Below are 24895 nucleotides of genomic sequence, written 5' to 3'. Positions count from 1 at the left end.
CGCGCCCAAGGAGGACAGTAACGAAGAACGTCCCCCGGGGATGAAAGAGCCCACGAGAAAGGCCGCCTTCGGGCGACAGGAAACGGAATGAATCACTCACGGTGATGTTCGGGCCTCTGGAGAACCTCCCGGAAAAATTTCCCGGAAAAAACTTCCCGAACCCGCGTAATGAACCGCGTGGGCCCCGCTCTCTCCAGGTGAAGGCCCGTCCGGGGCCGGTCACGAGAGGACGTACCGACCATGCAGAACACCGACAACACCACCGTCGAGCGCGAGCTGGAGCTGAAGCTGGTGCTCTCCCCCGAGCGCGCCGTCCCTGTGCCCGCGCGGCTGTCGTACCGCACCGACGACCCGTACGCCGTCCACATCACCTTCCACGTCGGCACCGACCACCCGGTCAACTGGACCTTCGCGCGCGAGCTGCTCGTCGAGGGCGTCTTCCGGGCCTGCGGCCACGGCGACGTCCGCATCTGGCCGACGAAGGTCGAGGGCAGCAGCGTCGTCCTGATGGCGCTCTCCTCCCCCGACGGCGACGCGCTCCTCGAAGCCCCGTCCGCGCAGGTGTCCGCCTGGCTGGAGCGGACCCTGCGCGCGGTGCCGCCCGGCACCGAGAGCGAGCGGCTCGGGATGGACGAGGGGCTCGCCGAGCTCCTCGCGACCACCGTCTTCACCGACGAGCTGTGGCTGAGCGACCCGTGGCCGTCGGACGAGTCGCAGGACGGCGAGCTGTGACCGGCCGTCGCCTCACCCTCGTACCGCGGCCCGGGGACGCCTCAGAAGAGCTTTCCGGGGTTGAGCAGTCCGAGCGGGTCGAAGGTGCGCTTGATCCCTCGCTGGAGTTCGAGGCCGACCGGGCCCAACTCCCTCGCCAGCCACTCCTTCTTGAGGACGCCCACGCCGTGCTCGCCGGTGATCGTGCCGCCGAGCGCGAGGCCGAGCGCCATGATCTCGTCGAAGGACTCCCGCGCCCGCCGCGACTCGTCCTCGTCCCGGTGGTCGAAGCAGACGACCGGGTGGGTGTTGCCGTCCCCCGCGTGCGCGCAGACGCCGATCGTCAGGTCGTACTTCTCCGCGATCGCCGCCGTGCCGCCGAGCATCTCGGCCAGCCGCGTCCGGGGCACGCAGACGTCGTCGATCATCGTCGCGGACTTGATCGTCTCCAGGGCGGTGAGCGAGAGCCTGCGCGCCTGGAGCAGGAGCGAGGACTCGGCGGCGTCGGCGGCCGGGACGACCTCGGTGGCGCCCGCGGCCGCGCACAGCTCCCCGACGGCGGCCAGATCGGCGGCCGGGTCCGGGGTGTCGAAGGCGCACAGGAGCAGCGCCTCAGTGGTGTCGGGCAGCCCCATGTGGGCGAGCCTATTGACCGCCTGGACGGTGGTGCGGTCCATCAGTTCGAGCAGCGAAGGCGTGTGGCCTCGCTCCATGATGGCGCAGACCGCCTCGCAGGCGGCCGCCGCGGAGGGGAACTCGGCGGCGAGCGCGAGCTGCTCGGGCGGCTGGGGCCTGAGCGCGAGCACCGCGCCGACGACGACGCCGAGACTGCCTTCGGAGCCCACGAAGAGCCTGGTCAGGTCATATCCGGCGACGCCCTTGGCGGTGCGGCGGCCGGTGGACAGGAGCCGGCCGTCGGCGAGGACGACGTCGAGGCCGAGGACGTACTCGGCGGTGACGCCGTACTTCACGCAGCACAGACCGCCCGAGGCGGTGCCGATGTTCCCGCCGATCGTGCAGGTCTCCCAGCTCGACGGGTCGGGCGGGTAATACAGGCCGTGTTCGGCGACGGCACGTGAGAGCACCGCGTTGACGACACCCGGTTCGACGACGGCGATCCGGTCGACCGGGTTGATCTCCAGGATGCGGTCCATCTTGACCAGGGAGAGCACGATGCAGCCGTCGGTGGCGTTGGCGCCGCCGGACAGGCCCGTGCGGGCCCCCTGGGGGACGACGGGGACGCGGAGCTCGGTGGCGGTCCGCATCACGTGCCGGACCTGGTCGACGGTGCGCGGGAGCACGACGGCCGCGGGGGTGCCGGCCGTGCAGAAGCTCGCCATGTCGTGGGCGTAGGAGGCCGTGACGTCCGGGTCGGTGAGGAGCGCCTCGGGGGGAAGCCCGGTGCGCAGGGCCGCGTGGAGCCGGGTCGGGAGGTCCGCCCGGCGGTCCCTCTGGAGATCGTCGTCCATGCGTCAAGACTGGCACCGGGGGCCATCGGTGTGAACCCGCCGGGGCGGGCGCTTCGTGTGGTCTTCGTACCGGCGTCGGGGGGCGCACAGTGAGCGCCATGAAGAGCGAGAACGTGTCGAGGACGGTGCTCGCGGCGGGTGTGGGGGCGGTGCTCGCGGCGGCCGCCCTGGCGTACGTCCCCGGGATCGTCGACCCCGGGCCGCCACGCGCGCCCGGTCCTGCCGAGCGGGCGACGAGCGCCGCGCACGCCGGCGCGCAGGCGGCGCTGCCGGACCTGGCCGCGCTGATCACGGACCGGGAGACCTGGCTCGGCGACCACCCGGGCGACGCGGAGTCGTGGGCGGTGCTGGGCGCCGCGTACACCGAGCGGGGGACGCGCACCGGCGACGTACGGGACTACCCGCTCGCGGAGCGGGCGCTCAAGCGCTCGCTGGCCGAGCGGCCGGCGGCGCGCGGCAATCCGGCGGCGGAGCTGGCGCTCGGGGCGCTCGCGGGGGCGCGCGGCGACTGGCGGACCGCGCGGGAGCTCGGCGAGCGGGTGCGGAAGGCCGAGCCGAAGCGCTGGCCGGTGTACCCGCTGCTCATCGACGCGTACAACGGCCTCGGGCAGTACGGGAAGGCCCGCGAGGCCCTGGAGAGCCTGGAGGGGCTGCACGGGGGCGCGGTGGTGCGGGCCAGGGCCTCGGGGACGTACCGCGACCGGGGGTGGCGCGAGGGCGCCGACGCGGCGGCCCTGGACGCCGTGGCGCTCGCGGAGGCGGACCCGGACAAGGCGGCGGCGCTCGGGCGGCTGGGGGACCTGGCGTGGGAGCGCGGCGACGCGGCGGAGGCCCTCGCCCGGTACGAGTCGGCGCTGCGGCTCGTACCGGACCACGGCCCGTCCCTCGCGGGGCGTGCGCGGGCGCACGCGGCCCTGGACCGGCCGGAGGAGGCGCTGCGCGACTGGCGGGTGGCGCTGGCCCGGCTGCCGCTGCCCGAGTACCTGCTGGAGGCGGGCGAGCTGGCCGAGTCGATGGGGCTCGACGGCGACGCGCGGACGCTGTACCAGCGGCTGCGGACGGGCTCCTGGGTGCGGGCGGAGGTCGTGCTCGGGCTGCTCGACGCGGACCACGGCGACCCGGCGGCGGCGGAGCGGCGGATGCGGGCGGAGTGGGCGCGCGGGCACCGGTCGGTGGCGGCGGCGGACGCGCTGGGCTGGGCGCTGTTCCGGGCGGGGAAGGTGAGGGAGGCGCTGGGGTACGCGAAGCTGGCCACCGAGGAGGGACTGCGCAGCGCCCTGTTCACGTACCACCGGGGCGAGATCGAGCGGGCCCTCGGCCGGGAGGGGCCGGCGCGGCGGCACCTGGCGGAGGCGGTGCGGATCAACCCGCGCTTCTCGCCGCTGCACGCGCGGCGGGCGACGGAGTCGCTGGCGGCGCTCGGGGAGTGGTCGGACGAGCTGCCGAAGGAGCTGCGCGCGCGGGAGGGGGCCCGGGGCGAGGAGCCCCGGACCCCCTCCTAGCGCGCGGGGGTGCTACAGGTTGCCGCGCTTCTCCTGCTCGCGCTCGATCGCCTCGAACAGGGCCTTGAAGTTGCCCTTGCCGAAGCCCATGGAGCCGTGGCGCTCGATCATCTCGAAGAAGACGGTCGGGCGGTCCTGGACCGGCTTGGTGAAGATCTGGAGCAGGTAGCCGTCCTCGTCGCGGTCGACGAGGATCTTCAGCTCGCGCAGGGTCTCGACGGGCACGCGGGTCTCGCCGGCCCACTCGCCGAGGGTGTCGTAGTACGAGTCGGGGGTGTCGAGGAAGGAGACGCCGGCGGCGCGCATCGCGCGGACGGTGGCGACGATGTCGTTGGTGGCGAGGGCGATGTGCTGGACGCCCGCGCCGCCGTAGAACTCGAGGTACTCGTCGATCTGCGACTTCTTCTTCGCGATGGCGGGCTCGTTGATCGGGAACTTCACCTTGAGGGTGCCGTCCGCGACGACCTTCGACATGAGGGCGGAGTACTCGGTGGCGATGTCGTCGCCCACGAACTCCTTCATGTTGGTGAAGCCCATGACCTGGTTGTAGAAGCCGACCCAGTCGTTCATCTTGCCGAGCTCGACGTTGCCGACGCAGTGGTCGATGGCCTGGAAGGTGCGCTTGGCCGGCGGCTCGACGATCGGGTTCGCGGGGACGAAGCCGGGGAGGTACGGGCCGTCGTAGCCGGAGCGCTCGACGAGGGTGTGGCGGGTCTTGCCGTAGGTGGCGATGGCGGCGAGGACGACGGTGCCGTGCTCGTCCTTCAGCTCGTACGGCTCGGTGATGCCGGTGGCACCGTGCGCGACGGCGTAGGCGTACGCGGCGCGGGCGTCCGGCACCTCGATGGCGAGGTCGACGACGCCGTCACCGTGCTCGGCGACGTGGTCGGCGAGGAAGCGGCCCCAGTCGGTCGAGACCTTGATGACGGAGGTGAACACGAAACGGGCGGCGCCGTTGGTGAGGACGTAACTGGCGGTCTCGCGGCTGCCGTTCTCCGGTCCGGAGTAGGCGACCAGCTTCATGCCGAAGGCCGTGGAGTAGTAGTGCGCGGCCTGCTTGGCGTTGCCGACGGCGAAGACGACCGCGTCCATTCCCTTGACCGGGAAGGGATCGGCCTCGCGCGCGGCGGAAGGGGTGTGCTCGATGGTCTCAGTCATGGCAGCAATGTCCCGCCGGACGGCAAGGTGCGCAAGAGTTTGCTTTTCTACTGGTCAATCTGCACAGCAGTCGCCGAGTATGGCGGTGCGACTTGTACATCCTGACCACGGAGAGGCCGCTATGGCGATCGATCATTTGGACGGCCGGCTGATCGCACTCCTCGCACGGGAACCGCGGATAGGGGTCCTGGAGGCCTCGCGGCGGCTCGGAGTGGCACGCGGAACGGTGCAGGCCCGGCTCGACCGGCTCCAGGCGAGCGGGGTGATCAGGGGGTTCGGCCCCCAGGTGGACCCGGCGGCGCTGGGCTATCCGGTGACGGCGTTCGCGACGCTGGAGATCAAGCAGGGGCAGGGCGCGGACGTGCGCGAACACCTGGCGACGGTCCCCGAGGTGCTCGAACTCCACACGACGACGGGCCACGGGGACATGCTGTGCCGGCTCGTGGCGCGCTCGAACGCGGACCTCCAGCGGGTGATCGACAAGGTGGTGGCGTTCGAGGGGATCGTGCGGGCGTCGACGGCGATCGTGATGGAGAACCCGGTGCCGCTGCGGATCATCCCGCTGGTGGAGCAGGCGGCGGGCGCGGAGTGAGCGACGGGTGAGGCGCCGGCCCCGCTCGTCTTCCCCTCGTGGCGGGGCATGGACACCGCGCCGTCGCCGAAGGACATGCCCGGCCCGCCAGGTCCGGGTGCGGCGGGCGGCGGGGTCAGCAGCTCGGAACCTTCGACTCCTGCCCCTGTCCCAGGGCCCGCAGGGACTCCACCGCGTCGTTGAGGGTGGTGACGGGGACGAGCCTGAGGCCCTCGGGCCGCTCCGCCTCGGCGTCGGAGCACTCGTCCTTCGGGACGAGGAAGACGGTGGCGCCGTCGCGGGCGGCGGCCTGGGTCTTGAGCGAGACCCCGCCGACGGCGCCGACCTTCCCGTCGGGCGTGATCGTGCCCGTGCCGGCGACGGTCTTGCCGCCGGTGAGGTCGCCGCCGTCCCCGTCGCCGTCGAGCTTGTCGACGATGCCGAGGGAGAAGAGCAGGCCGGCGCTGGGGCCGCCGATGTCGGCGAGGTGCAGGGTGACCTTCACCTTGGCGGGGTCGAGGTCGAGGTGGTCGAGGGCGGCGAGGGTGGCCGCGTCCTGCGACTGCTGCATCTGGCCGAGGTTGTGCTTCTCGATCTCCTCGTCGGACGTGCCCGTCGGGTAGACGGAGTCGTGCGGGAGGACGGCGCGGTCGGTGCGGAACCAGGCGTCGGTCACGTCCCCGAGGTCGACCTCGGTGGAGGGGCCGGTGGCGACGATGGTCGTCATCCGCAGCTGCCCGGTGGTCGGACGGACCGGGGCACCGGTGATCGTGATGACCTCGCGCCCCTTGTCCTCGCCGAGCACGTCGGCCGTCGTGCCGGGCTGCGCGATGACGTACGGCAGCGGCGCGAGCGCGACGACGGCGAACAGCGCGGCGGCGGGCAGCGCGCAGAGCGCGAGGGCACGGGGACGGGAGAGACTGGAGAGCACGTCCCCAATCTACTGGGGCCCGGAGGATCCGTTCCCGACGCCCCGCGCTCCACGGGCTGTCTACCGCAGGGCGTCGGCGACTTCCCTGGCCGCGTCGACGACGCGGGGGCCGACGCGCTCCGGGACCGCGTCGGTGAGCATGACGACGCCGACACTGCCCTCGACTCCGGTCACCCCGACGAGCGGGGCCGCGGCGCCGCTCGCACCCGCCTCCAGCTCGCCGTGGGTGAGGGTGAAGCCGGGTTCGATCAGGGAGCCCTGGCGGGCGGCGAGGATCGCGCGGCCGGCCGCGCCCCGGTCCAGCGGGTGGCGGAAGCCCGCCCGGTAGGCGACGTGGTAGTCGGTCCAGGTCGGTTCGACGACGGCGACGGCGAGCGCCTCCGCCCCGTCGACCAGGGTCAGGTGGGCCGTCGCCCCTATGTCCTCGGCGAGCGAGCGCAGCGCCGGGAGGGCGGCCTCGCGCACCAGCGGGTGCACCTGGCGGCCGAGCCGCAGCACACCGAGGCCGACGCGGGCACGTCCACCGAGGTCGCGGCGGACGAGGGCGTGCTGTTCGAGCGTGGCGAGGAGCCGATAGACGACGGTCCGGTTGACGCCGAGTTTGTTGGACAACTCGGTGACCGTCAGGCCGTGGTCGGTGTCGGCGAGCAGTTTGAGGACTCTGAGTCCTCTGTCGAGCGTCTGGGAGGTCTCCGCGGTCACGACGCCCTCTCCTTCGGAGTGAGTGGCGGCGGGCTCTCACGGGATCGCGACGCCGGTCCCGTCGGCGACGCACGTCAGAGGCCGCCGGCAGGAAGGGGTACACCGGCTGCGCTCCGCGGCGGCGCTGCCACGGGGCGATTGCTTTGAGCCGGGACAGTAGCGACCCGCTCCGCTCAGCGGAAGACCTCGTCCAGAATCCGGGCGTCGGCGACCGGATAAAGACGGTTCGGGACCTTCGCCGGCCTGATGGGGGACTTTGGCGGACAAGATCCCCCCGGCTGTGCACCTAGCGTGGACAGTGCCCGGAGATCGACCGTGGGGGCCGGTCTCCGAGTCGGATCCCGTCGCCGCGGGATGCGTGAGGCCCGTACGCGCAGACTCGTACGGGCCTCAGTCACATCTCCACGGCCTGGGCTAACGCATGCGCGTGGCCCACTCCTGGACCTTCTTGATCCGCTCGCGGATCTGCCCGGCCGTCGCCTCGGCGCTCGGCGGGCCGCCGCACACCCGCCGCAGCTCGGTGTGGATCACGCCGTGCGGCTTGCCGGTCTGGTGCACGTACGCGCCGACCATCGTGTTGAGCTGCTTGCGCAGTTCGAGCAGCTCCTTGTGGGAAACGACAGGCCGCCGCTCGGCGGGGAGTTCGAGCAGGTCCGCCTCGCTGTCCGGCTTCTTGCGGCTGTGCGCGATCTGCCGGGCCTGCCGCTTCTGCAGCAGCAGCTGGACCTGGTCGGGTTCGAGGAGCCCGGGGATGCCCAGGTAGTCCTGCTCCTCGGCACTGCCCGGGTGGGCCTGCATGCCGAACTCCGCGCTGTTGTACAGCACGCGGTCGAAGACGGCGTCGGACTCCAGGGCCTCGAACGGCAGCATGTCCTGCTCGCCGGTGTCCTCGTCCTGCTGGCGCTCGGCCTCCGCCATCTCCTTCTCGGACTCGGCGTACGGGTCCTCGTCCTCGCCCGCCTTCTTCGGCTTGTCGAGGACGTGGTCGCGCTCGACCTCCATCTCGTTGGCGAAGCCGAGGAGGCTGGGGATCGTCGGAAGGAACACGGAGGCCGTCTCGCCGCGCCTGCGCGAACGCACGAAGCGCCCGACGGCCTGCGCGAAGAAGAGCGGGGTCGAGATCGTGGTCGCGTACACGCCGACGGAAAGGCGCGGGACGTCGACGCCCTCGGACACCATGCGGACGGCGACCATCCAGCGGTCGGTGCTCTCGCTGAACTCGTCGATGCGGTTCGAGGCGCCGCTGTCGTCGGAGAGGACGACCGTCGCCTTCGTCCCGGTGATCTCGCGGATCAGCTTCGCGTACGAGCGGGCCGAGTCCTGGTCGGAGGCGATGACGAGGCCGCCGGCGTCCGGGATCGACTTCCGGACCTCGGTGAGCCGCTGGTCGGCGGCGCGCAGCACGTTCGGCATCCAGTCGCCCTTGGCGTCGAGCGCCGTGCGCCAGGCCTGCGAGACGGCGTCCTTCGTCATCGGCTCGCCGAGCCGGGCCGCGATCTCGTCGCCCGCCTTGGTGCGCCAGCGCATGTTGCCGCTGTAGGAGAGGAAGATGACCGGCCGGACGACGCCGTCGCCGAGGGCGTTGCCGTAGCCGTACGTGTAGTCAGCGGACGACCTGCGGATGCCGTCGTTGCCCTCCTCGTACGTGACGAAGGGGATCGGGTTGGTGTCCGACCGGAAGGGCGTACCGGTGAGCGCGAGGCGGCGCGTGGCGGGCTCGAAGGCCTCCAGGCAGGCCTCGCCCCATGACTTGGAGTCACCGGCGTGGTGGATCTCGTCGAGGATGACGAGGGTCTTGCGCTGCTCGGAGCGGTTGCGGTGCAGCATCGGGCGGACGCCGACGCCGGCGTACGTGATGGCGACGCCGTCGTACTCCTTGCTGAGCGGCCCGGCGCTGTAGTCGGGATCGAGCTTGATCCCTATCCGGGCCGCGGCCGCCGCCCACTGCTTCTTCAGGTGCTCGGTGGGCGCGACGACGGTGATCTGCTGCACGACGTGGTGGTGGAGCAGCCAGGAGGCCAGGGTCAGCGCGAAGGTGGTCTTACCGGCGCCGGGCGTGGCGACCGCGAGGAAGTCACGGGGCTGCTCCTGGATGTACTTCTCCATGGCCCCCTGCTGCCAGGCACGCAGCTTGTTGGCGGTACCCCACGGGGCCCGTCCGGGGAAGGCGGGAGAAAGGTGATGGGAGGAGGCGGTGGTAGTAGTCACGATCTCCGGGTTCGACGCTCGTCACGGATGACAGTTCCAGATATGACAACCGGGCCACCTTACCGGCGGCCCGGCCGGAACCTCGTATGAAACGGGGTGCGTGTACCCGGGGTGCGACTCAGCTCACGTCGGGGGCGATCAGCTCGCGAAGGGCCTCCGCGATCACCCCGACCTCGTCGATCTCACCGGTGGCCACGGCGATGACCAGGCGTTCCGCGGCGTCGATGTCGGGCCGCAGCTGGACGCCGTTGATGGCGAGGAAGGTGACGCAGGACAGCCAGGCGGTGCGCTTGTTGCCGTCGACGAAGGGGGGGTTGACCGCCAGGGACTGCAGCAGCGCGGCGGCCTTCTCCACAAGGTGTGGGTATGCCTCTTCGCCGAACATCGCGGCCGAGGGGCGATGCACCGCCGAGTCGAGCAGTCCGGCGTCGCGAACGACGATCTTCTGGTCGTCGACCGCGTGCTCGGCGATGAGGAGGACGTCCTCGGGAGAGAGGTAGACCCAGGTCACTTGAGCCTCTCCATCAGCTCGTGCCACTTGGCCGCCTGCTCCATGGCCGTCTTGCGCACGATGGCCTCCTGGGCGGTACGCGTCAGGTAGTCGTCGACGGCCCGCAGCAGTATGGCGTGCATGCTCGTGCCCTCCTGCTCCGCGCGCAGCTTGAGGGCCTCGGTCTGGTCGTCACGGAGACGCAGGTTCATAGCCATACCAGAACGGTACCACCATGGGGTCATTCTAGTACCAGATTTATCGATCCGACCGCGGCTCCGCGTGCAGCCGCGTCGCGACCCACGCGCCCACCGCCGCCACCCCCGCCATCGGCAGGAAGACCGCCGCGAAGGCCGCCGGGTGGGAGCTCTGTGCCGCGTCCGCGGTCACCGCGTGACCGGCCGCGCCGCCGCCCAGCGCCGCGAAGGCCGCGCCGCCGACGGCGAGGAGGAGGACGTTGGAGAGGCCGTCGGAGATCTGGAGCGCGGCCGAGTTCGCGCCCGCCTCCTCCGGCGGCGACAGCTTCATGAGCAGCACGCTCGTCGAGGAGATCACCACGCCCATGCCGAAGCAGCTGAACGCCCACACCACCGCGACCACCCACACCGGCACCGCCGTGATCAGGACGCTCGGCACGGCCCCGATGCCGAGGGCGACGAGGACCATACCGAGGACGACGAGCCGCTCGCGGTACGGCTCCGTCCACGGCCGCGACTGGACCCAGGAGCCGAGCGCCCAGGTCAGGCCGCCGAGGGCCAGCGAGAACCCGGCCATGGTCACGCTCACGCCGCGCTGGGTGACCAGCATCAGCGGGATGAAGGACTCGGCGGCGATGAAGGATCCGGCGGAGATGCCGCGCAGCAGGATGACGGAGGGCAGCCCGCGCGCCGCGCGGACGGTGCCGCGCGGCAGGAGGCCCCGGATCGCGGGGACGAGGAGGGCCGCGCCCAGCGCGGCGGGGAGCAGCGCGAGCCAGCGCAGCTCCTGGCCCGCGTACTGGAGCAGCCCCGCGCCGGCCGAGATGGCGAGCGCGAGGACGATCCGCCGCCGGTCCCAGGGCGCGAGGGGCGCGTCCGGGTCGGTGGGTCCCGAGGCGGTCCGGCGGATCGCGGGGAGGGCGAGGGCGAGCGGGAAGACGACGAGCATCGGGATGCCGAGGAAGACCCAGCGCCAGCCGAGGTGCTCGGTGATCGTCCCGGCGGCGAGGGGGCCGACGACCGAGGGGACGACCCAGCTCGCGGCGAACGCGGCCATGATCGCGGGCCTGAGGTGTTCCTCGTACGCGCGGCTGACGATCACGTACAGCGCGACGATGACGAGCCCGCCGCCGAGGCCCTGGACGGCCCGGCCGAGGATGAACTGCCACATGTTGCCGGCGGTCCCGGAAAGGAGCAGGCCGGCGGCGAAGGCGGTCATGCCGCTGGTCAGGGAGGCGAGCGGGCCGCTCCGGTCGGACCACTGGCCGGCCAGGACCATGCCGAAGAGGCTGGTGGTGAAGTACGCGGAGAAGGCGAAGGCGTAGAGGTGGACGCCGTCGAGCTCGCGGGCGGCGACCGGCATCGCCGTGCCGACGGCGGTCGCCTCGAAGGCGATGAGCAGGACGACGGAGACGATGCCGATGCTGAGCGCCCGGTGGGCGGCGTCGAGGACGGTGCCCCGGGGGGCGGGCGGGTCGTCGACGGGTGCCGGGTTCCCGGCGGTGCCGAGATCGGGGGATTCGAGGGCGCTCATCCCCCCAGAGTAAGTGGCCAACCGGGCAATGACCCCTGTCGGGAGTCCTGCTCGTCCTCCGCCCTTGGTCGTACGTCCCGACACGCGTCCGGCGGCCGGTGCGGCCCGATTGTGAACGCGGTATGGCAGTCGCGTGGCGCGGCCCCGGCACCCCTTGAGCCCCTTCCGGGCCCCGCCCTACGGTCGTACCAGTGCGGAGGACGGGCAGGAACGGTCCGAAGCACCGCGACCGTGTGCCCGAGTGGTTCAGGGGCTCGCCTGCAAAGCGAGTAACGCGGGTTCAATTCCCGCCACGGTCTCTGACGAAGTACCCGTACGGGACCTTCAGGTCCGTCCGTTCCCAGCCGGTCACGGCTGACCGCGCCACTTCCTCGTCTCGAGGACGGGCCGGTCCGGCAGCCCCGCGTTGTTCTCGCACTCCAGCTTCTTCACGACCCCGAGCGCGACGGAGTGGAGGACGGTCAGGTACGCCTCCCGGGTCGCGGTGGTGTTCTCCGGGTAGGCGCCCTTGGCCGGCTTGTCGAAGGCGAGAGAGGCCCCGACGGGCGCGGGCCGCTTGTCCGAGCCCTTGAGGAGCGGGCTCGTGCACTGGACGAAGAGGTAGGCCAGCTGGTTGTCCGTGCTGGCCTCGCGGCCCATTGCGTAGAGGTACCGGCCCTGGTTCCACCACTTCGTGGTGCCGTCGTCGTACAGGGCGTCGGCGTCGTGCAGCCAGACGTCGATGCCGAGCCCCTTCCTCGGGGAGGCGTCGGTGACGATCTCGCACGTCGCGGGGTGGCCCGGCGGCCTTCCCTCCCGGGCCTGGTCCGCGATCAGCGCGTCCGTCGTCCGCCCGACCCCGAGGCCCGACTCCTGGTACTTCTCCGTGCCGAGCACCGACGCGACGGCCTCGACCGCGGCCGGCGACAGCGTCCCGTCGCACTTCGGCGCGGGCGGCGCCGCCTCGTCCTCGCCGCTTCCGCAGGCGGTGAGGAGCAGCCCGAGGGCCAGCACGGTCGACACGGACCTCGACGCGGTCCTCGGCACGGACCTCGGCACCGACCTCGGCACGGACCTCGGCACGGACCTCGGTACGGACGCTTTTCTCATCGGACTTCCTCGGCGGTTCGGTGGGGGGACGGGGCGGCGCGGCCGGATCAGCCGGTCTCGGGGGCGTTGCCGATCTGGTTCGCGTGGTCGTTGCCCTTCGCGTAACCGCCGTCCACGGACTCGATCATGTCCTGCTTGAAGTCGCTGCTCACCTGGCCGCTGTGCATCGCGAGGAAGCGTTCCATCGGCGACTCGGCGCTGTACCGGCCCGCCGTGTAGATCGCCGCGTTGTCCTCGTGGATCTTGTCCTCGGTCGCGTCCTTGTGGTCGTCGACCGACTTGTCCGACCAGTCGCCGATGACCTGCCCGGCGAGCTGCTCCATGACCCCCGAGCCGGTGTCGACGGCGAGCGGGACGAGGACGGCGGCCGCGCCGACGGCGGCGGTGGCCGGCAGGAAGGCGACACCCGCCGCGATGCCGACGGTGGCGCCGAGCTCGACCCAGCCGGCCTTGGCCGCCTGCGCCTTCTCGTACTCCTCGTGCTTCTTCATGCCCTCGGCCTCGACCTGGTTGGCCCGCGACTCGTCCAGGATTCCCTGGAGGGTGGCGCCCGTGTAGACGGTCGAGCGGGCCTTCCCCTCGTCGATCTTGCCGTCCGGGCCGACCTGCGCTTCGAGCACGCTGGTGGTGTAGAGCCGTTCGGCGGTCGAGACGGAGGCGTACGCGTCCGGGTGCTGCCCGAGCGTGCTGAGGAACTTCGCCGCGTCCTCGCGTTCGAGCTTCATGTGGCCCTCGGGGTCCTTCGTCGGCGCGAAGGGGCTCTCCGAGTCGTTCTTGGCGAGCGCCCAGTTGAGGTCGTCGACGTAGCCGGCGCCCATGTGGCCGAGGCTGTCCGCGAGCGGCGACTGCCACTTCTTGAGGAGCTCGGCGTCGCCGCCGTACTTCGCGACGACGTCCGTCATGATCTGGGCGGTGGTCTCGTCCCGCTTGAGCTCCGGCGTCGGGTCGTCCCAGGCGTGACCGAGCGTCGCCGCCTCCAGGGCGTGGCCGAGCGCGTCGGGCATGTAGTCGGCGGACTTCTTGGCGTCGTCCGGGTCGTGGCCGTCGATGTCGGGGAAGAGGTCGTACTTCTCGTTGGCGAAGAAGTCGAGGTAGCTCCCGATCTTCTGGCCGTCCTTGTCCTTGCCGAGGTCCAGCTCGCCGCCGACGGTGCCGTCCTCCTTGTACGAGGTCAGCGGGTCCTTCGAGAAGAACTCCTTCGAGGCCTCCGGGCTGTGGCCGAGCGCTTCGAGCATCGAGATCATCGGGTCGTACCCGGCGCCGTTGACGCCGGAGGGGTTGTACTGGTTCTTCAGCCCGCCGCTGATCATCGACTTGCTGTCGGCGAAGAGGTACGGGTCCTTCGCGTGGAGCTGGGTGACGTGCTCGGCGATCGGGACCAGGAACTTCTTGTCGTAGTCGCCGTAGCGCATGATGCCGCCGAGCAACTGGTAGCCGAAGGCGGGGTTGTTGTCGTACTTGACGAGCGGGATGCGCTCGGTGCCGAGCTTCCGCATCTCCGTGGACCACTTGTCGGTCCAGGCGTCGCCGCCCTGCGTGGCGGTCGCGAGGTTGAGGCCCAGGTTCTTCTGGAGCGCCTGGACGTCCGCGAGGCGCTCCTTGTCGACCTTCGTGTAGTCGTACGTGTCCGTCGACAGCTGACCGAAGAACTCCAGGGAGCCCTTGGGGCCGAGGCCGTCGTAGAAGGTGCGGGAGAACTCCTTCGAGCCGCTGTTGTCCTTCAGCAGCTCGTTGAGGCGGACCAGTTCCTCGTGCGAGATCTCCCGGCCCTTCTTGGCCAGGTCGACGGCGCGCTGCGCCTCCTCGGCGTCGAGGCTCGTGTACTTCGGGGCGCTGAAGTTGTGCTGGTCGCCGGTGATGTTGGCCTTGAGCGCGTTGGAGCAGGACACGTCGGCGTCGTCGCAGGTCTCGACGATCGCCTCGATCCGCTTCTGCATCGCCAGGATGTCGGCGTGCTCCTTGCGGACCATGTCCTGGAAGTCGGGGTCGTGCCGCATGCCCTGGTCCTTCGTCGAGGAGAGCGGCTCGCGCGCCTCGACGGTCCCGTCGGCCTTGACGAAGAAGCCCTTCGCGGGCGCCTCGGAGTCGGCGATGTCCTTGAGGTCGTCCTTCGCCTTCTTGAAGGCGTTGTAGCCGTCCTCCAGGACCTTGTGGATGCCGTCGGCGGCCTTGGCGGCGTCCTCGAACTCCTTGGCCGTCTTGTCCACGAACGGCTTGGTGACCTCGGCGTTCACCCCGCGCCAGTAGTCGTCCTTGGCCTTCGCGGCCATCGTCGTCCGGGCATCCTGGGCGAGCTTGTCCAGCTTGCCCTTCATCGCGGACCAGTCGTCGGCAGCGGCCTTCATCTTGTCGAGCGGCGCGTGGACGATGTTGTCGTACGTCAGCACAGCAGGTCCCCCGCCTACTTGAGGTATTCGTTGATCTTGGACGCCGCGAGGGACGCCCGGATGTCTTCCTCTTCCTTCGCGTGGGAGGCCGCGCTGTAGTCGAGGTGGTTGGAGATGTTCGCGCAGGCGTCGGCGAGCGTGTTCAGCTGCGAGCCCCAGGTCTCCTGCACGGTCGACATCGCGGAGCCGGTGCGGAAGCCGTTGGTCGACAGGCCGGTCGCGGCCTCGGTCGTGCTCGTACGGGCGTGGTTGCCGTCCTTCACCAGGCGGCCGTGCAGGGCGTACGCGGCGCTGCCGATCTCCCCGAGCTTGTCCTGGTCGACGCTGAGGTCGGCGCTGCCACCGCCACCGCCACCGGAGTCGGGGGCGACCTGGTTGAGCCTCATGCTCACGTTGGCCGTGGACGTCGTGCGTACGGACGCCCACTCCTCTTCGAACGACATGCTCTCCCCCGTGCGGTGTTCGATCCTGCGGTGTTCGATCCTGCGGTGTTCGCTCTGCGGTTCCGGCTCTGCGGTTCCGGCTCTGCGGTGTTCGCTCCGCGGTGCCCGATCGTGCGGTTCCGGCTTCGCCTCAGCAAGTTCCGGAAGTTCCGGGCCGTGGAAAACACGGCGATCGTAGTCCCCCGGCCAGGCGTTCGAGCAATTCCGGCCGGGAAATTCCGCACGGAGCGAGATCTTCACGGCGCTTCACCCGGCCCGCACCCCCACTTCACCTTCGCAACCCGGACAGCCCGGACGTACCGGCCGGGACCGGGGGAGGCGGCCTCGATAGGCTCGTCCCGCCCCGGGTGTTCCCGGGCGCGTCTGTGACGACAGGGGGAGTCAACGGTGGAACGGCCGCGCACGCGAGGAGACCGGCGCACCGGCCCGTACCGGCTCGTCACCCGCCTCGACCCGCCCGGCACCGCCGTCCCCTGCCACCGCTTCGTCGCCCGCGGCGGGGACGAGTACGGGGACGGGTTCGGGGACGGGTTCGGGTCCGGGGGCGAGGCCGGGAACAGGTTCGCGGGCGAGGCCGGGGACCAGCTCGGGAACGGGAACGGGGACAGGTACGGGGACGGCGGGCGTACGGTCTTCCTCACCGCCCCGCTGCCCGGCGCCGACCCGACGCTCTTCGCCGCCGAGGCGGAAGCCGCCCACCGGTACGTCGGCCCCTGGACCGCCCCGGTGACCGACCTCGCCGGCCCGGACCCGGCGACCGGCGACGCCCCCTGGTACGCGAGCCCGTACGTCCCCGCGCTGCCGCTCCCCGTGGCCCTCGCCGTCCACGGCGGCCCGCTCCCCGAGACCACCGTCCGCGCCGTCGGCGCCGCCCTCGCGGAAGCCCTCGCCGTCGCACACGCCCAGGGCGTCACCCACGCCGGGGTCTCCCCCGCCGCCGTCCTGCTCACCGCCGACGGCCCCCTCCTGACCTGCTTCGGCGCGGTACGGGCCGCCGGACCCGACGGCACGCCCCGCACCGGCCTGCCGGGCCTCGACCCGGGCGCCCTCGCCCCCGAGCAGGCCGCGGGCGGACGCCCGCGCCCGCCGGGCGACGTCTACGCGCTCGGCGCCGTCCTCGCGTTTGCCGCCACCGGCCACACCGTGCCCGAACGTGAGGAGCTCCCCTCGGCGCTGCGCCCGTTGGTCTCCGCCTGCCTGTCCCGCGACCCGGCCGACCGCCCCACGGCGGCCGCCCTGACGTCGTCCCTCGCCCCGCCGTCCGCGCACGACACGGTCCTCGACTCGGCCGGCACGCTGCTCACGCCGGGCTGGCTGCCCGGCCGGGTGGTCGCGGCGCTGGCGAGGCAGTCGGCGGAACTGCTGGCGGCGGAACTCCCCGTACTACCGGCCCAGTCGACCGGTCCCTGACCGGCCTGACGGGCCTGACCCGCCTAACCTGCCCGACCCGCCTGACCGGCCCGACCGGCCCGACCCGCCCGACCGGCCTGACCCGCCTGACCCGCCTGACCGGCCACCCCACCCACCCGTCACCGCTCGCCGTCCGCCCCTGAAGGACCTCACCCGCCCATGCTGTCGCCCCTCACCCACGACGACCCGGCCGCCGTCGCCACGTACCGGCTCCTCGCCCGCCTCGGCTCCGGCGGCATGGGCACGGTCTACCTCGCGCGCTCCCCCGGCGGCCGTACCGTCGCGCTCAAGACGGTGCACGCGCGGCTGGCGGCCGACCCCGCGTTCCGGGCGCGGTTCCGCCTGGAGACGGACGCGGCGCGGATCATCGGGGCGCGGCACGGCGCGGCCGTGGTCGACGCCGACCCGCTGGCGGAGACGCCGTGGCTGGCGACCGAGTACGTGCTCGGCCCGCCGCTCGACGACGCCGTGGCGCTCGCGGGCCCGCTGCCGGAGCCGACCGTCCGCGCGCTCGGCGCCGCCCTCGCGGGCGCGCTGGCGCAGCTGCACTCCTCGGACGTGGTCCACCGCGACCTGAAGCCGTCGAACGTCCTCGTCACCGCGTACGGCCCGAAGATCATCGACTTCGGCATCGCGCGGGCTGCGGGCGACGACCACCTGACGCGTACGGGCGCTGCGGCGGGCACCCCCGCGTTCATGTCCCCCGAGCAGGCGAGCGGCGAGGAACACCCGCCCGCGGGCGACGTGTTCGCCCTCGCGGGCGTCCTGGTCTTCGCCGCGACCGGGCACGGCCCGTTCGGCACGGGCTCCCCGGCCGACCTGCTCTACCGCGTGCGGTACGCGGACCCCGACCTCGCCGGCGTACCGGCGGGGCTCGTCCCGGTCCTGACGGCGTGTCTCGCGAAGGACCCGGCGGCCCGCCCGACGACGGCGGCCCTGGTCGACCACCTCCACGACGGCCACGGCGAGTTCGCCGACCACCTGCCGCCGCCGCTGCTCGCCGACATCGCCCGCCGCGCCACCGACGTCTGGACCCACACCCCCCGCCGCCTCCCGGCCCCGGCCGAGTCCGCGACGGCCCCGACCGCCGCCGACCGGGGAAGGACGCCCCGGCTCTCCCGCCGCCGCCTCCTCACCTTCGGCGGCGGCGCCCTCGTCGGCACGGCGGCGGCGGGCGGCGGCCTCTGGGCGTGGCTGGGCTCGCGCGACGACACCCCGCCGGGCGCGACCCCGACGGCCGCGGGTCCCACGGCCGTACCGGCGACGACGGCGGCGGACGGGGCACCGAAGGCGGCGTGGCGGGCGGAGTCGCTGGACCGGGAGGAGCGGGCGATGCCGTTGGTCGCCGGGGGCGTCGTGGGCTTCACCGAGACGGTGTCGTTCCGTGCGTTCGACGGGCGGAGCGGGGCGATGCTGTGGGAGGACGGGTTGGTGGATCCCGAGCAGATCACCACGGACGGCACGTACTTCTACGTCTCCGAGGGCCCCAGCGACGGGCCCTCGGCCCTGACCGTCCGGATGCTGGCTGTCCGCACCGGCGAAGAGGCGTCCAGGAAAGTCACGATCAAGGGCTTCGAGGGCTCCCAGTTCGGCACGCAGCTTCTCGCCGCTGCCGGAGGCCGCCTCTTCGCCGCCTCCCGGATCGGCGACCGGTCGACCTCCGAGACGGGCTGGCACCTGATCGCCGTCGACCCGCGCACGGGGAAGGTGACGTGGCGGGAGCCGTACGCCTGGGACGGCGTCCGCCCCTGGCTCGCCGAGGTCGTCGGCGACCGGCTCGTCCTCGGCAAGAACAGCGGGGACTGGGAGGACTTCGTCGTCCAGGTCCGGGACGCCCGCACCGGCCGCCTGCTGTGGCGCAAGAGCGTCCCCCTCAAGGACTCGTTGCGGTACAAACCCGGCCAGCTCGCCGCCGACGACCGGCACCTCTACCTCGGCGGCGACCGCCTGCGCGCGCTGCGCCTCACCGACGGCGGGACGGCCTGGGAGTACGGCAAGGGCGGGTCGTTCGGCGTCCCGGTCGTGTCCGACGGTCTGGTGTACGTCAGCGAGGGCGGCCGGGGAATCGTGGCCGTCGGCGCCGGCCAGGGCACGAAGGCCTGGGAAGAGGCCCCCTCCGGCCGGAACCTGAGCCCGGAACCCCTCTCCACGCCCGTGGTCGGGACGACGCACGTCTACGCCCCCGTCCGCGGGGGCCTGAGCGCGATCGACCGCGGCACCCGCCGCTCGGTCTGGGTCTTCCCCACGGACGCGACGCGGTACGTCGTCGACACGGCGAGGACGCGGATCATCGGCGCGGGCCCGTCGTCGGTCGTGGCCCTCCCGTACGCCTGACCACCCCACCTCTCCTCAGGGAAGCAGCCTCGTGACCATCCAGCCCCTCTCCACCGGCGACCCGCTCCGGCTCGGCCCGTACCGCCTCCTCGGCGTCCTCGGCGAGGGCGGCATGGGCAAGGTGTACGTCGGCAGGGACGACCGCGGCACGCCCGCCGCCGTCAAGGTGCTGCGTCCCGAACTCGCCCACGACCAGCACCTCGCGCAGCGCTTCGTCCGCGAGGCCGCCATGGCGCAGGCCGTCACGAGCCCGGGCGTGGCGCGGATCCTCGGCGCGCAGACCGAGGGCGGACGGCCGTGGATAGCCGCCGAGTTCCTCGCCGGGCCGACGCTCGACGAGGCCGTGCGGGCGTACGGCCCGATGGACGTGGCGACGGTCCGCGCGCTCGCCGCCCGGCTGGCCCGCACGCTGCACGACATCCACACCGCCGGGCTGATCCACCGCGACCTCAAGCCAGCGAACATCGTGCTCACCTCCACCGGCCCCCGGATCATCGACTTCGGCATCGCACGCCCCGAGCACGGCCTGACGCTCACCACGACCGGCCAGATCCCGGTCACACCGGGGTACGGCGCCCCCGAGCAGGTCCTCGGGCAGCGCGTCGGACCGGCATCGGACGTGTTCTCGCTCGGCGCGGTCCTCGTCCACGCGGCGAGCGGGCGGCGCGCCTTCGACGCCGGGCACGTGGCGGCCCTCCAGTACGAGGTGGTGCACGGCGCCCCGGACCTGAGCGCCGTCCCGGCGGAGCTCCAGGAGCTCATCGGCCCGTGCCTGGCGAAGGACCCGGCGTACCGGCCCCTCGCCCCGCAGGTCGCCGAGGCCTTCGCGCCGCCCAAGGGCGCCGACCGCGCCTGGCGCAAGGGCCCGCTCGCCGAGGACATCAAGCGCCGCGAGAACGCCACGAAGCGGCTGGCGGCGCCCGAGGACACCGCCGTACCCTCCGCCGCGCCGACCCGGCGCCGCTTCCTGACGGCGGCGGCGGTCGGGGTGGCCGTCCTGGGCGCGGGCGGCGGCGCCGGGGCGTGGTGGCTGAACCGGGACGGGGCGAACTCCGCGACCGCCGACGTGCCCCCGGCCGTGCCGAAGCCGGAGGCGGCCTTCGCCTCGCTCATCGACAGCGAACCCGGCAAGGCCCCGGACGCGCTGTGGGGGCCACTGGACGTGACCGCCCCCGGCGGGCACCTGCCCCTGCCCGTACGGGACGTCCTCGTCGTCCAGGCGAAGACGGGCGGCCTGCTCGCCCTCTCCGTGACGGACGGGAAGGAACGGTGGCGCGCCGAGGACCTGAACGGGGACGCCGGTTACGCCTCCGTAGCCGACCGGCTCGTCGTCGGCGCCGCCGAGGACGGCGTCCTGCACGCCTTCGTCGCCTCCACCGGCAAGCACGTCTGGCAGACCCCGGCCGACGCGGTCGACGTCCTCGCCGCCGACGACACCCACGTCTACGTGGTGACGAGGGACGACCAGCTGCGCGCCGTCGACGCCTGGGCCGTCAGGACGTCCTGGAGCCGCCCGATGCTCTCGCCCCGCTCCTCGCTCGGCCCGGCCAAGGCCGCCGCGGGCGGGAAGCGGCTCGTGATCCACGGCCGGGACGGACAGGTCGACGTCGTCGACACGGCCACCGGCGAGACCGTGTGGAAGCTCAAGGACCAGGGCACCCACGGCCAGGCCCCGGCGATCGGCGGCGACACGGTGTACGTCGCCGGTCCCGACCTGATCGCGCGCAAGCTCGACGACGGCTTCTCCCTGTGGGAGGAGGAGACCGGGAACCTCGGCGACCGGGACTTCGGCTGGAGCAGCCCGACCGCCGACGGCGATGCCGTCGTCGCCATCGACGGGTACCAGGCCTTCCGCCTCACCACCCTGGTGGAAGCCCGCACTTCGAGCACGGAGTGGAATGAGCCCCTCGGCGAGCTGGGCAGCACGAGCCGCTCGGTGACCGCCCCTGTGGTGGAGGGCGGGACGGTCTGGTTGCTGGAACCGGACGGCGACACCATGAAGGCGTTGAAGAAGTCGACGGGTGACACCCTGTTCACCGTGACGATGAAGCGCGAGGGCCCGTACCAGCTGGTGAGCGACGCCCACCGCGTCTTCCTCGGACGCGGCGGCCGGATCGCGGCGCTTCCGGTCTACGGCGAGTAGCCCGGCCTACGCCCCCGGCGGCACTCCCCCGGCGAGCCCGGTGTCGGCGCAGCCCAGCTCGGCGGCGACGTGGCCGGCCGCCGCATTGGCGACGGTGATCAGTCGGGCGCGGCTATCGGGGCCGCCGTCCGTCGTCGCTCCGTCAGGTCCCCACACGGCCGTCTCCACGACGAAGGGGTGGGCGGGCGCCGGGAGACGGCAGGCGAAGAACACCTTGCCCAGGTCGTCGTCGGCGTAGGCGCGCAGGCCGGTGGCGTACGACGTGACCTCGTCCGCGCGCCGGGGATCCGCCGGGGGCGCGGCCTTCACGGGCCTCAGCTCGACCCGTACGGTCTTCTCGCCGTCCTCGGCGCCGAGCAGCCAGCAGTACGGGACCGCCTGCGGCCGGTACGCGTCGGCGAGCGGCGCACGGGAGGCCTCACGGAGCAGCGTGAGGGCCTTGTCGGGCTCGGAGAGGTCGGCGCGGAACCGGTCCTCACCACCCAGACGTTGGAGCGCACCGGCGGTCACCGGGTCCTGGGCGAACCCGTCACAGACCTCGGCCGCCGCACGCCCCTCCGCCCCGGCCGGGGCGTCCTCGCCGGAGCAGCCCACGAGCGCTCCGGCGAGCACGGCGACGACACCGAGCCGCGTCAGTACGGGTCGCACAGCGGGCGTCAGCTCCGCCGCGAGCGAAGCACCGGTACGGCGATGCCGACGCCGAGCAGCACGGCCGCGCCGATCCCGAGGCCGATCCACAGCCCGGTGTTGCCACCGTCGTCGTCGGCCGTCACCTGCGTGGCCGAAGCGGTGTCGGCGGCGGATGCCGAGGCGGAGGCGGCGGGAGCGCTGGGCGCGGCGGACGAGGCTTCGGCGGAGGGCGCGCCACCGGCCGGGTCGCCGGTCGTGGGCGGCGCCGAGGTCAGCGTCTCGTCGAGGTCCTCGATGGGCCGCACCCCGGCCGGCCCCGGGTCCCCGGGCGTCTTCACCGCGCGGAGCGGCCGCAGGATGCCGTACCCGATGAAGTCGCTGCGCTCCTCACCACCGGCGGGCTTGTTGATGGTGTTGAGCATGACCTTGAGGACCTGGTTGTTGGTCCAGTCGGGGTGCTTCGACCAGATGAGGGCTGCGGTGGCGGAGGCGAGGGCGGTGGCGTCACTCGTACCGGTGCCTGTGCACGTCCCCTCCGCGCAGGTGGTGACCACGTCCTTGCCGGGAGCGACGACGTCGACCTGGGGGCCCGACTGGGAGAACGAGGCGTACTTCCCGTCCTTGTCGGTGGCACCGACGCCGATGACGCCGGGGGTCGCCCCGGGGTATTCCACCGTGTTGCTCTTGTCGCCGGTGTTGCCGACGGAGGCGAACACCAAAGCCCCCTTGTCCAAGGCGTACTTCACGGCATCGGTGAGCGCTTGCGAACCCGCCCTCGAACCCTGCGAGATGTTGAGGACCTTGGCTCCCGCATCGACGGCGAATCGGATCGCCTGGGGCACGACCGTGTTGAAACGGCGCTCGCCCTCGGTCGCGCTCTTGTCGCCGTCGGCGGAAGCCCCGGGCACTCGTACGGAGAGAATCTTGGCTCCGGGAGCGAGACCGTACGCGCCCTTGCCGCCGTTCGCCGCGCCGGTACCCGCGATGAGGACGGCCATGCTCGTGCCGTGTCCGGTGTAGTCGGTGAGCTCGTCACCGTCCTTCTGCGGCGCGAAGTCCTTCCCCTTGAGAACCTGCCCCTTGAGGTCTGGCATCTTCTGGTCCACGCCGCTGTCGATCACCGCGACGGTGACGCCCTTGCCGGTGCTGAGCTGCCAGATCTCCTCGGCCTTCATCGCGGTCAGGTGCCACTGGCTGTCCCGAACGCCCTCCGCGTGTGCGGGCACGGAAGCGATGCCCACGAGCAGCATCCCCAGGGCGGCCGAACCGGTCAGGCGGGCACGGCGACGACGAATCCTGCTGGTAGGCATCTACTTCCTCGCGCTGATCAGTCGATGACGGGCGGCGCCGGACGGCGGTTGCCCTGCTGCCAGGTTTCCTCGTCCTCGACCAGGTAGTCGGGACGCTCTCCGTTCCGCTCCTCGCGCTCCTCGCCGGGGCGGGTCGTGCCGCCGCGTACGAGTCCGGTGCCACCGGCCGTGAAGGGCCGGGCGCCGCCACTGGCGCCGCCGGAGCGCTGCGCCTTGCCGCCGACGATCCCGCCGGTCTCACCGGCGAGGCGGCGGCCGGTCGCGCCGTTGCGGCCAGCACCCGAGCCTCCGCCCATGGCACCGCCCATCCCGCCGCCCATGCCCATGCCGCCGCGCCCGACGCCCGAGCCGTTGCGCCCGCCGGTCTCACCGCCGATGACGGTGCCGCGCGGAATGCCCGTGGCGGGCCGCCCCTGCGTGCTGGGCACCGCACGGCCACCGCTGATGCCCTCACGGATGGCGCCGGGCATACCGGGCAGGCCACGCCCGGAGCCGAGCGGGCCACGGGTGCCGCCGGTGACGGGGCCGGTGGAGGGCAGCGCTCCCGGCAGTCCGCCCTTGCCGGCGGTCGGAGGGATGCCTGTGGTGGTGATGAACGGCGGCGTGGCGCCGCCGTCGGGCTTGGTGACCGGCGGCGCGCCGCCGGGGTTCTGCCCGGTCGGTCCGCTCGGCCCGGTCGGTCCGGTCGTGCTCGGAGGCAGCGTCTCGACGCTGTCGATACCGAGGTCCACCGGGGTGTCGGGCCGCGTCTCGGTGTGACTGTCGGGAGTGGTGGGCGTGCTCGGCCCGCTCGGCCCGGTGGGGCCCCCGGACGGCGGCGTCGAGGGGGTGTCGGGCGTCGAAGGGGTGTGGGACTGCGAGGGAGGCGTGCCCGTGTCGGTGTCCGTCCCGGTGTTCGCGTCCGGTCGCGTCCCTGTGACCGTGTCGGACCGCGTCCCCGACCGCGTGTCGGGGGTCGAGGAGTGCCGCTCCCCGCCCAGAGTGCCGCCCCTGCTGCCACGATCACCGGCGTAGTCCGGCACGAACTCCCCCGGCGGCGGCGGAAACGTCGGCGGCTCCATGCTCGTCATGTAGAAGCCCGACCACTGGTACGCGGACGAGAGCCGCGTCATCTCGGCCGCCGCCTCCTGCTTGCTCTGCGCCTCCTTGGCCAGGATGTCGTCCAGCTTGTCGCTGGCCGCGGCGGCCTTCGCCGCATTGCGGGCGACGACGGCCGAGTCGGGGTCGTTGGGGTAGTCCTGCGCGGCCCGCAGGTTCGCCTTGGCCTGCTCGTTCGACGTGTAACGGGGGATGGCGCTCTTCGCGCTGGCGATGGCCTGCGAGGCGTTGGCCATCCAGGTGGCCGAGTTGCCGCTGTAGTCGCTGAGCGAGAGGGTCGAGCTGACGATGCTCATCGCCCACTCGTCGAACGCCTGCTGCGCCTCGCCCTTCCACTCCTCGTTGGCTCTGCCGACGCGGCCCTTGAGCTTTTCGGCGACGTCCAACAGGTCCGCGGATGCCTGCCGCAGGCGGTCGCCCGCGAGCCTGACAGAGGGCTCGCTGGCCTCGTCCAGCCACTCCAGCATCTTCTGGTGGGTCATGGCGTAGAAGTTGGTCCCGCCGTATCCGCTGCTCTCTGCGTCCCTCATCCTTCGCCTCTTCCCCGTGTGCCTCGTGACGCCGTCCGACCGTGCCGG

20 protein-coding genes and 1 tRNA gene are annotated in these 24895 nt (G+C 72.5%); 7 read left to right on the top strand and 14 right to left on the bottom strand.

From position 1 onward, the window contains the following. Nucleotides 1–240 precede the first annotated feature (240 nt). Nucleotides 241–732, top strand: coding sequence for an SsgA family sporulation/cell division regulator (locus tag AB0G79_RS06010; RefSeq protein ID WP_360800808.1), 492 nt, complete (start codon nucleotides 241–243; stop codon nucleotides 730–732). A 41-nt stretch (nucleotides 733–773) separates the two neighbouring features. Here AB0G79_RS06010 and AB0G79_RS06005 read toward each other — a convergent pair whose 3' ends face one another. Further along, nucleotides 774–2180: an FAD-linked oxidase C-terminal domain-containing protein gene (locus AB0G79_RS06005; RefSeq protein ID WP_360800805.1), complete on the bottom strand. Its 1407-nt coding sequence runs from the start codon at nucleotides 2178–2180 to the stop codon at nucleotides 774–776. A 98-nt stretch (nucleotides 2181–2278) separates the two neighbouring features. Here AB0G79_RS06005 and AB0G79_RS06000 point away from each other — a divergent pair, with 98 nt between their 5' ends. Next, nucleotides 2279–3682: a tetratricopeptide repeat protein gene (locus AB0G79_RS06000; protein WP_360800802.1), complete on the top strand. Its 1404-nt coding sequence runs from the start codon at nucleotides 2279–2281 to the stop codon at nucleotides 3680–3682. Between the two features lie 12 nt (nucleotides 3683–3694). Here the strand turns inward: AB0G79_RS06000 and hppD are convergent, their stop codons facing one another. Then, on the bottom strand, nucleotides 3695–4840 hold the full coding sequence (gene hppD / locus AB0G79_RS05995; RefSeq protein WP_360800799.1) for a 4-hydroxyphenylpyruvate dioxygenase: 1146 nt from the start codon (nucleotides 4838–4840) through the stop codon (nucleotides 3695–3697). A gap of 121 nt (nucleotides 4841–4961) precedes the next feature. On the opposite strand from hppD, the gene AB0G79_RS05990 reads away from it, so the two are divergent. Beyond that, nucleotides 4962–5432, top strand: a complete 471-nt coding sequence (locus AB0G79_RS05990) for an Lrp/AsnC family transcriptional regulator (protein ID WP_360800796.1) — start codon at nucleotides 4962–4964, stop codon at nucleotides 5430–5432. A gap of 115 nt (nucleotides 5433–5547) precedes the next feature. On the opposite strand, the gene AB0G79_RS05985 is transcribed toward AB0G79_RS05990, so the two are convergent. The 6 genes from AB0G79_RS05985 to AB0G79_RS05960 form a co-directional block, all read right to left on the bottom strand. Then, nucleotides 5548–6342 (bottom strand): S16 family serine protease, encoded by a 795-nt coding sequence (locus AB0G79_RS05985; RefSeq protein WP_360800793.1) that lies wholly within the window; start codon nucleotides 6340–6342, stop codon nucleotides 5548–5550. 60 nt (nucleotides 6343–6402) lie between these two features. Then, a complete protein-coding gene (locus tag AB0G79_RS05980; protein WP_360800791.1) occupies nucleotides 6403–7044 on the bottom strand; it encodes a helix-turn-helix domain-containing protein in 642 nt (213 codons plus the stop codon). A gap of 414 nt (nucleotides 7045–7458) precedes the next feature. Next, on the bottom strand, nucleotides 7459–9255 hold the full coding sequence (locus AB0G79_RS05975; RefSeq protein ID WP_360801824.1) for a DEAD/DEAH box helicase: 1797 nt from the start codon (nucleotides 9253–9255) through the stop codon (nucleotides 7459–7461). Nucleotides 9256–9370: 115 nt separating this feature from the next. Further along, nucleotides 9371–9763, bottom strand: a complete 393-nt coding sequence (locus AB0G79_RS05970) for a type II toxin-antitoxin system death-on-curing family toxin (RefSeq protein ID WP_360800788.1) — start codon at nucleotides 9761–9763, stop codon at nucleotides 9371–9373. Further along, nucleotides 9760–9960, bottom strand: coding sequence for a CopG family transcriptional regulator (locus AB0G79_RS05965; RefSeq protein ID WP_360800785.1), 201 nt, complete (start codon nucleotides 9958–9960; stop codon nucleotides 9760–9762). Before AB0G79_RS05965 ends, AB0G79_RS05970 begins: the two co-directional genes overlap by 4 nt. A gap of 40 nt (nucleotides 9961–10000) precedes the next feature. Next, nucleotides 10001–11473, bottom strand: a complete 1473-nt coding sequence (locus AB0G79_RS05960; RefSeq protein WP_360800782.1) for an MFS transporter — start codon at nucleotides 11471–11473, stop codon at nucleotides 10001–10003. A 227-nt stretch (nucleotides 11474–11700) separates the two neighbouring features. Here AB0G79_RS05960 and AB0G79_RS05955 point away from each other — a divergent pair. Continuing rightward, nucleotides 11701–11772 (top strand) — tRNA-Cys (locus AB0G79_RS05955). A 49-nt stretch (nucleotides 11773–11821) separates the two neighbouring features. On the opposite strand, the gene AB0G79_RS05950 is transcribed toward AB0G79_RS05955, so the two are convergent. The 3 genes from AB0G79_RS05950 to AB0G79_RS05940 all read right to left on the bottom strand — a co-directional run bounded on the left by AB0G79_RS05950 (nucleotide 11822) and on the right by AB0G79_RS05940 (nucleotide 15392). Further along, the gene (locus AB0G79_RS05950; RefSeq protein ID WP_360800779.1) at nucleotides 11822–12475 is read right to left on the bottom strand and encodes a hypothetical protein; all 654 of its coding nucleotides are present in this window, start codon (nucleotides 12473–12475) and stop codon (nucleotides 11822–11824) included. A gap of 134 nt (nucleotides 12476–12609) precedes the next feature. Next, entirely contained in the window at nucleotides 12610–14949 is a 2340-nt protein-coding gene (locus AB0G79_RS05945; RefSeq protein WP_360800777.1) for a hypothetical protein, read from the bottom strand. A 14-nt stretch (nucleotides 14950–14963) separates the two neighbouring features. Next, nucleotides 14964–15392 (bottom strand): hypothetical protein, encoded by a 429-nt coding sequence (locus tag AB0G79_RS05940; RefSeq protein WP_360800774.1) that lies wholly within the window; start codon nucleotides 15390–15392, stop codon nucleotides 14964–14966. A 387-nt stretch (nucleotides 15393–15779) separates the two neighbouring features. On the opposite strand from AB0G79_RS05940, the gene AB0G79_RS05935 reads away from it, so the two are divergent. From AB0G79_RS05935 to AB0G79_RS05925, 3 genes are all read left to right on the top strand, one after another. After that, on the top strand, nucleotides 15780–16802 hold the full coding sequence (locus AB0G79_RS05935) for a serine/threonine protein kinase (RefSeq protein WP_360800772.1): 1023 nt from the start codon (nucleotides 15780–15782) through the stop codon (nucleotides 16800–16802). Nucleotides 16803–16961: 159 nt separating this feature from the next. After that, entirely contained in the window at nucleotides 16962–19136 is a 2175-nt protein-coding gene (locus AB0G79_RS05930; protein WP_360800769.1) for a PQQ-binding-like beta-propeller repeat protein, read from the top strand. 31 nt (nucleotides 19137–19167) lie between these two features. Continuing rightward, nucleotides 19168–21279, top strand: coding sequence for a serine/threonine-protein kinase (locus AB0G79_RS05925; protein ID WP_360800766.1), 2112 nt, complete (start codon nucleotides 19168–19170; stop codon nucleotides 21277–21279). 6 nt (nucleotides 21280–21285) lie between these two features. Here the strand turns inward: AB0G79_RS05925 and AB0G79_RS05920 are convergent, their stop codons facing one another. The 3 genes from AB0G79_RS05920 to AB0G79_RS05910 are packed head-to-tail and all read right to left on the bottom strand — an operon-like array spanning nucleotide 21286 to nucleotide 24847. Then, nucleotides 21286–21927, bottom strand: a complete 642-nt coding sequence (locus tag AB0G79_RS05920; RefSeq protein WP_360800763.1) for a hypothetical protein — start codon at nucleotides 21925–21927, stop codon at nucleotides 21286–21288. A gap of 8 nt (nucleotides 21928–21935) precedes the next feature. Continuing rightward, nucleotides 21936–23219, bottom strand: coding sequence for a type VII secretion-associated serine protease mycosin (gene mycP, locus AB0G79_RS05915; RefSeq protein ID WP_360800760.1), 1284 nt, complete (start codon nucleotides 23217–23219; stop codon nucleotides 21936–21938). 17 nt (nucleotides 23220–23236) lie between these two features. After that, entirely contained in the window at nucleotides 23237–24847 is a 1611-nt protein-coding gene (locus AB0G79_RS05910) for a hypothetical protein (RefSeq protein ID WP_360800757.1), read from the bottom strand. Nucleotides 24848–24895 lie beyond the last annotated feature (48 nt).

Origin of the sequence: Streptomyces sp. NPDC020807, from assembly GCF_040641575.1 — a bacterium.
Classification (GTDB): Bacteria; Actinomycetota; Actinomycetes; order Streptomycetales; family Streptomycetaceae; genus Streptomyces.
Note: the sequence above shows the minus strand (reverse complement) of the source record. Positions and strands in the feature narration are given on the sequence as shown.

What these genes read in the sequence shown, in the direction of transcription:
- AB0G79_RS06005 (WP_360800805.1), bottom strand. Translation starts at nt 2,180, where the DNA reads ATGGACGACGATCTCCAGAGGGACCGCCGGGCGGACCTCCCGACCCGG.
- AB0G79_RS05930 (WP_360800769.1), top strand. Translation starts at nt 16,962, where the DNA reads ATGCTGTCGCCCCTCACCCACGACGACCCGGCCGCCGTCGCCACGTAC.
- AB0G79_RS05940 (WP_360800774.1), bottom strand. Translation starts at nt 15,392, where the DNA reads ATGTCGTTCGAAGAGGAGTGGGCGTCCGTACGCACGACGTCCACGGCC.
- AB0G79_RS05910 (WP_360800757.1), bottom strand. Translation starts at nt 24,847, where the DNA reads ATGAGGGACGCAGAGAGCAGCGGATACGGCGGGACCAACTTCTACGCC.
- mycP (WP_360800760.1), bottom strand. Translation starts at nt 23,219, where the DNA reads ATGCCTACCAGCAGGATTCGTCGTCGCCGTGCCCGCCTGACCGGTTCG.
- AB0G79_RS05990 (WP_360800796.1), top strand. Translation starts at nt 4,962, where the DNA reads ATGGCGATCGATCATTTGGACGGCCGGCTGATCGCACTCCTCGCACGG.
- hppD (WP_360800799.1), bottom strand. Translation starts at nt 4,840, where the DNA reads ATGACTGAGACCATCGAGCACACCCCTTCCGCCGCGCGCGAGGCCGAT.
- AB0G79_RS05965 (WP_360800785.1), bottom strand. Translation starts at nt 9,960, where the DNA reads ATGGCTATGAACCTGCGTCTCCGTGACGACCAGACCGAGGCCCTCAAG.
- AB0G79_RS05960 (WP_360800782.1), bottom strand. Translation starts at nt 11,473, where the DNA reads ATGAGCGCCCTCGAATCCCCCGATCTCGGCACCGCCGGGAACCCGGCA.
- AB0G79_RS06010 (WP_360800808.1), top strand. Translation starts at nt 241, where the DNA reads ATGCAGAACACCGACAACACCACCGTCGAGCGCGAGCTGGAGCTGAAG.
- AB0G79_RS06000 (WP_360800802.1), top strand. Translation starts at nt 2,279, where the DNA reads ATGAAGAGCGAGAACGTGTCGAGGACGGTGCTCGCGGCGGGTGTGGGG.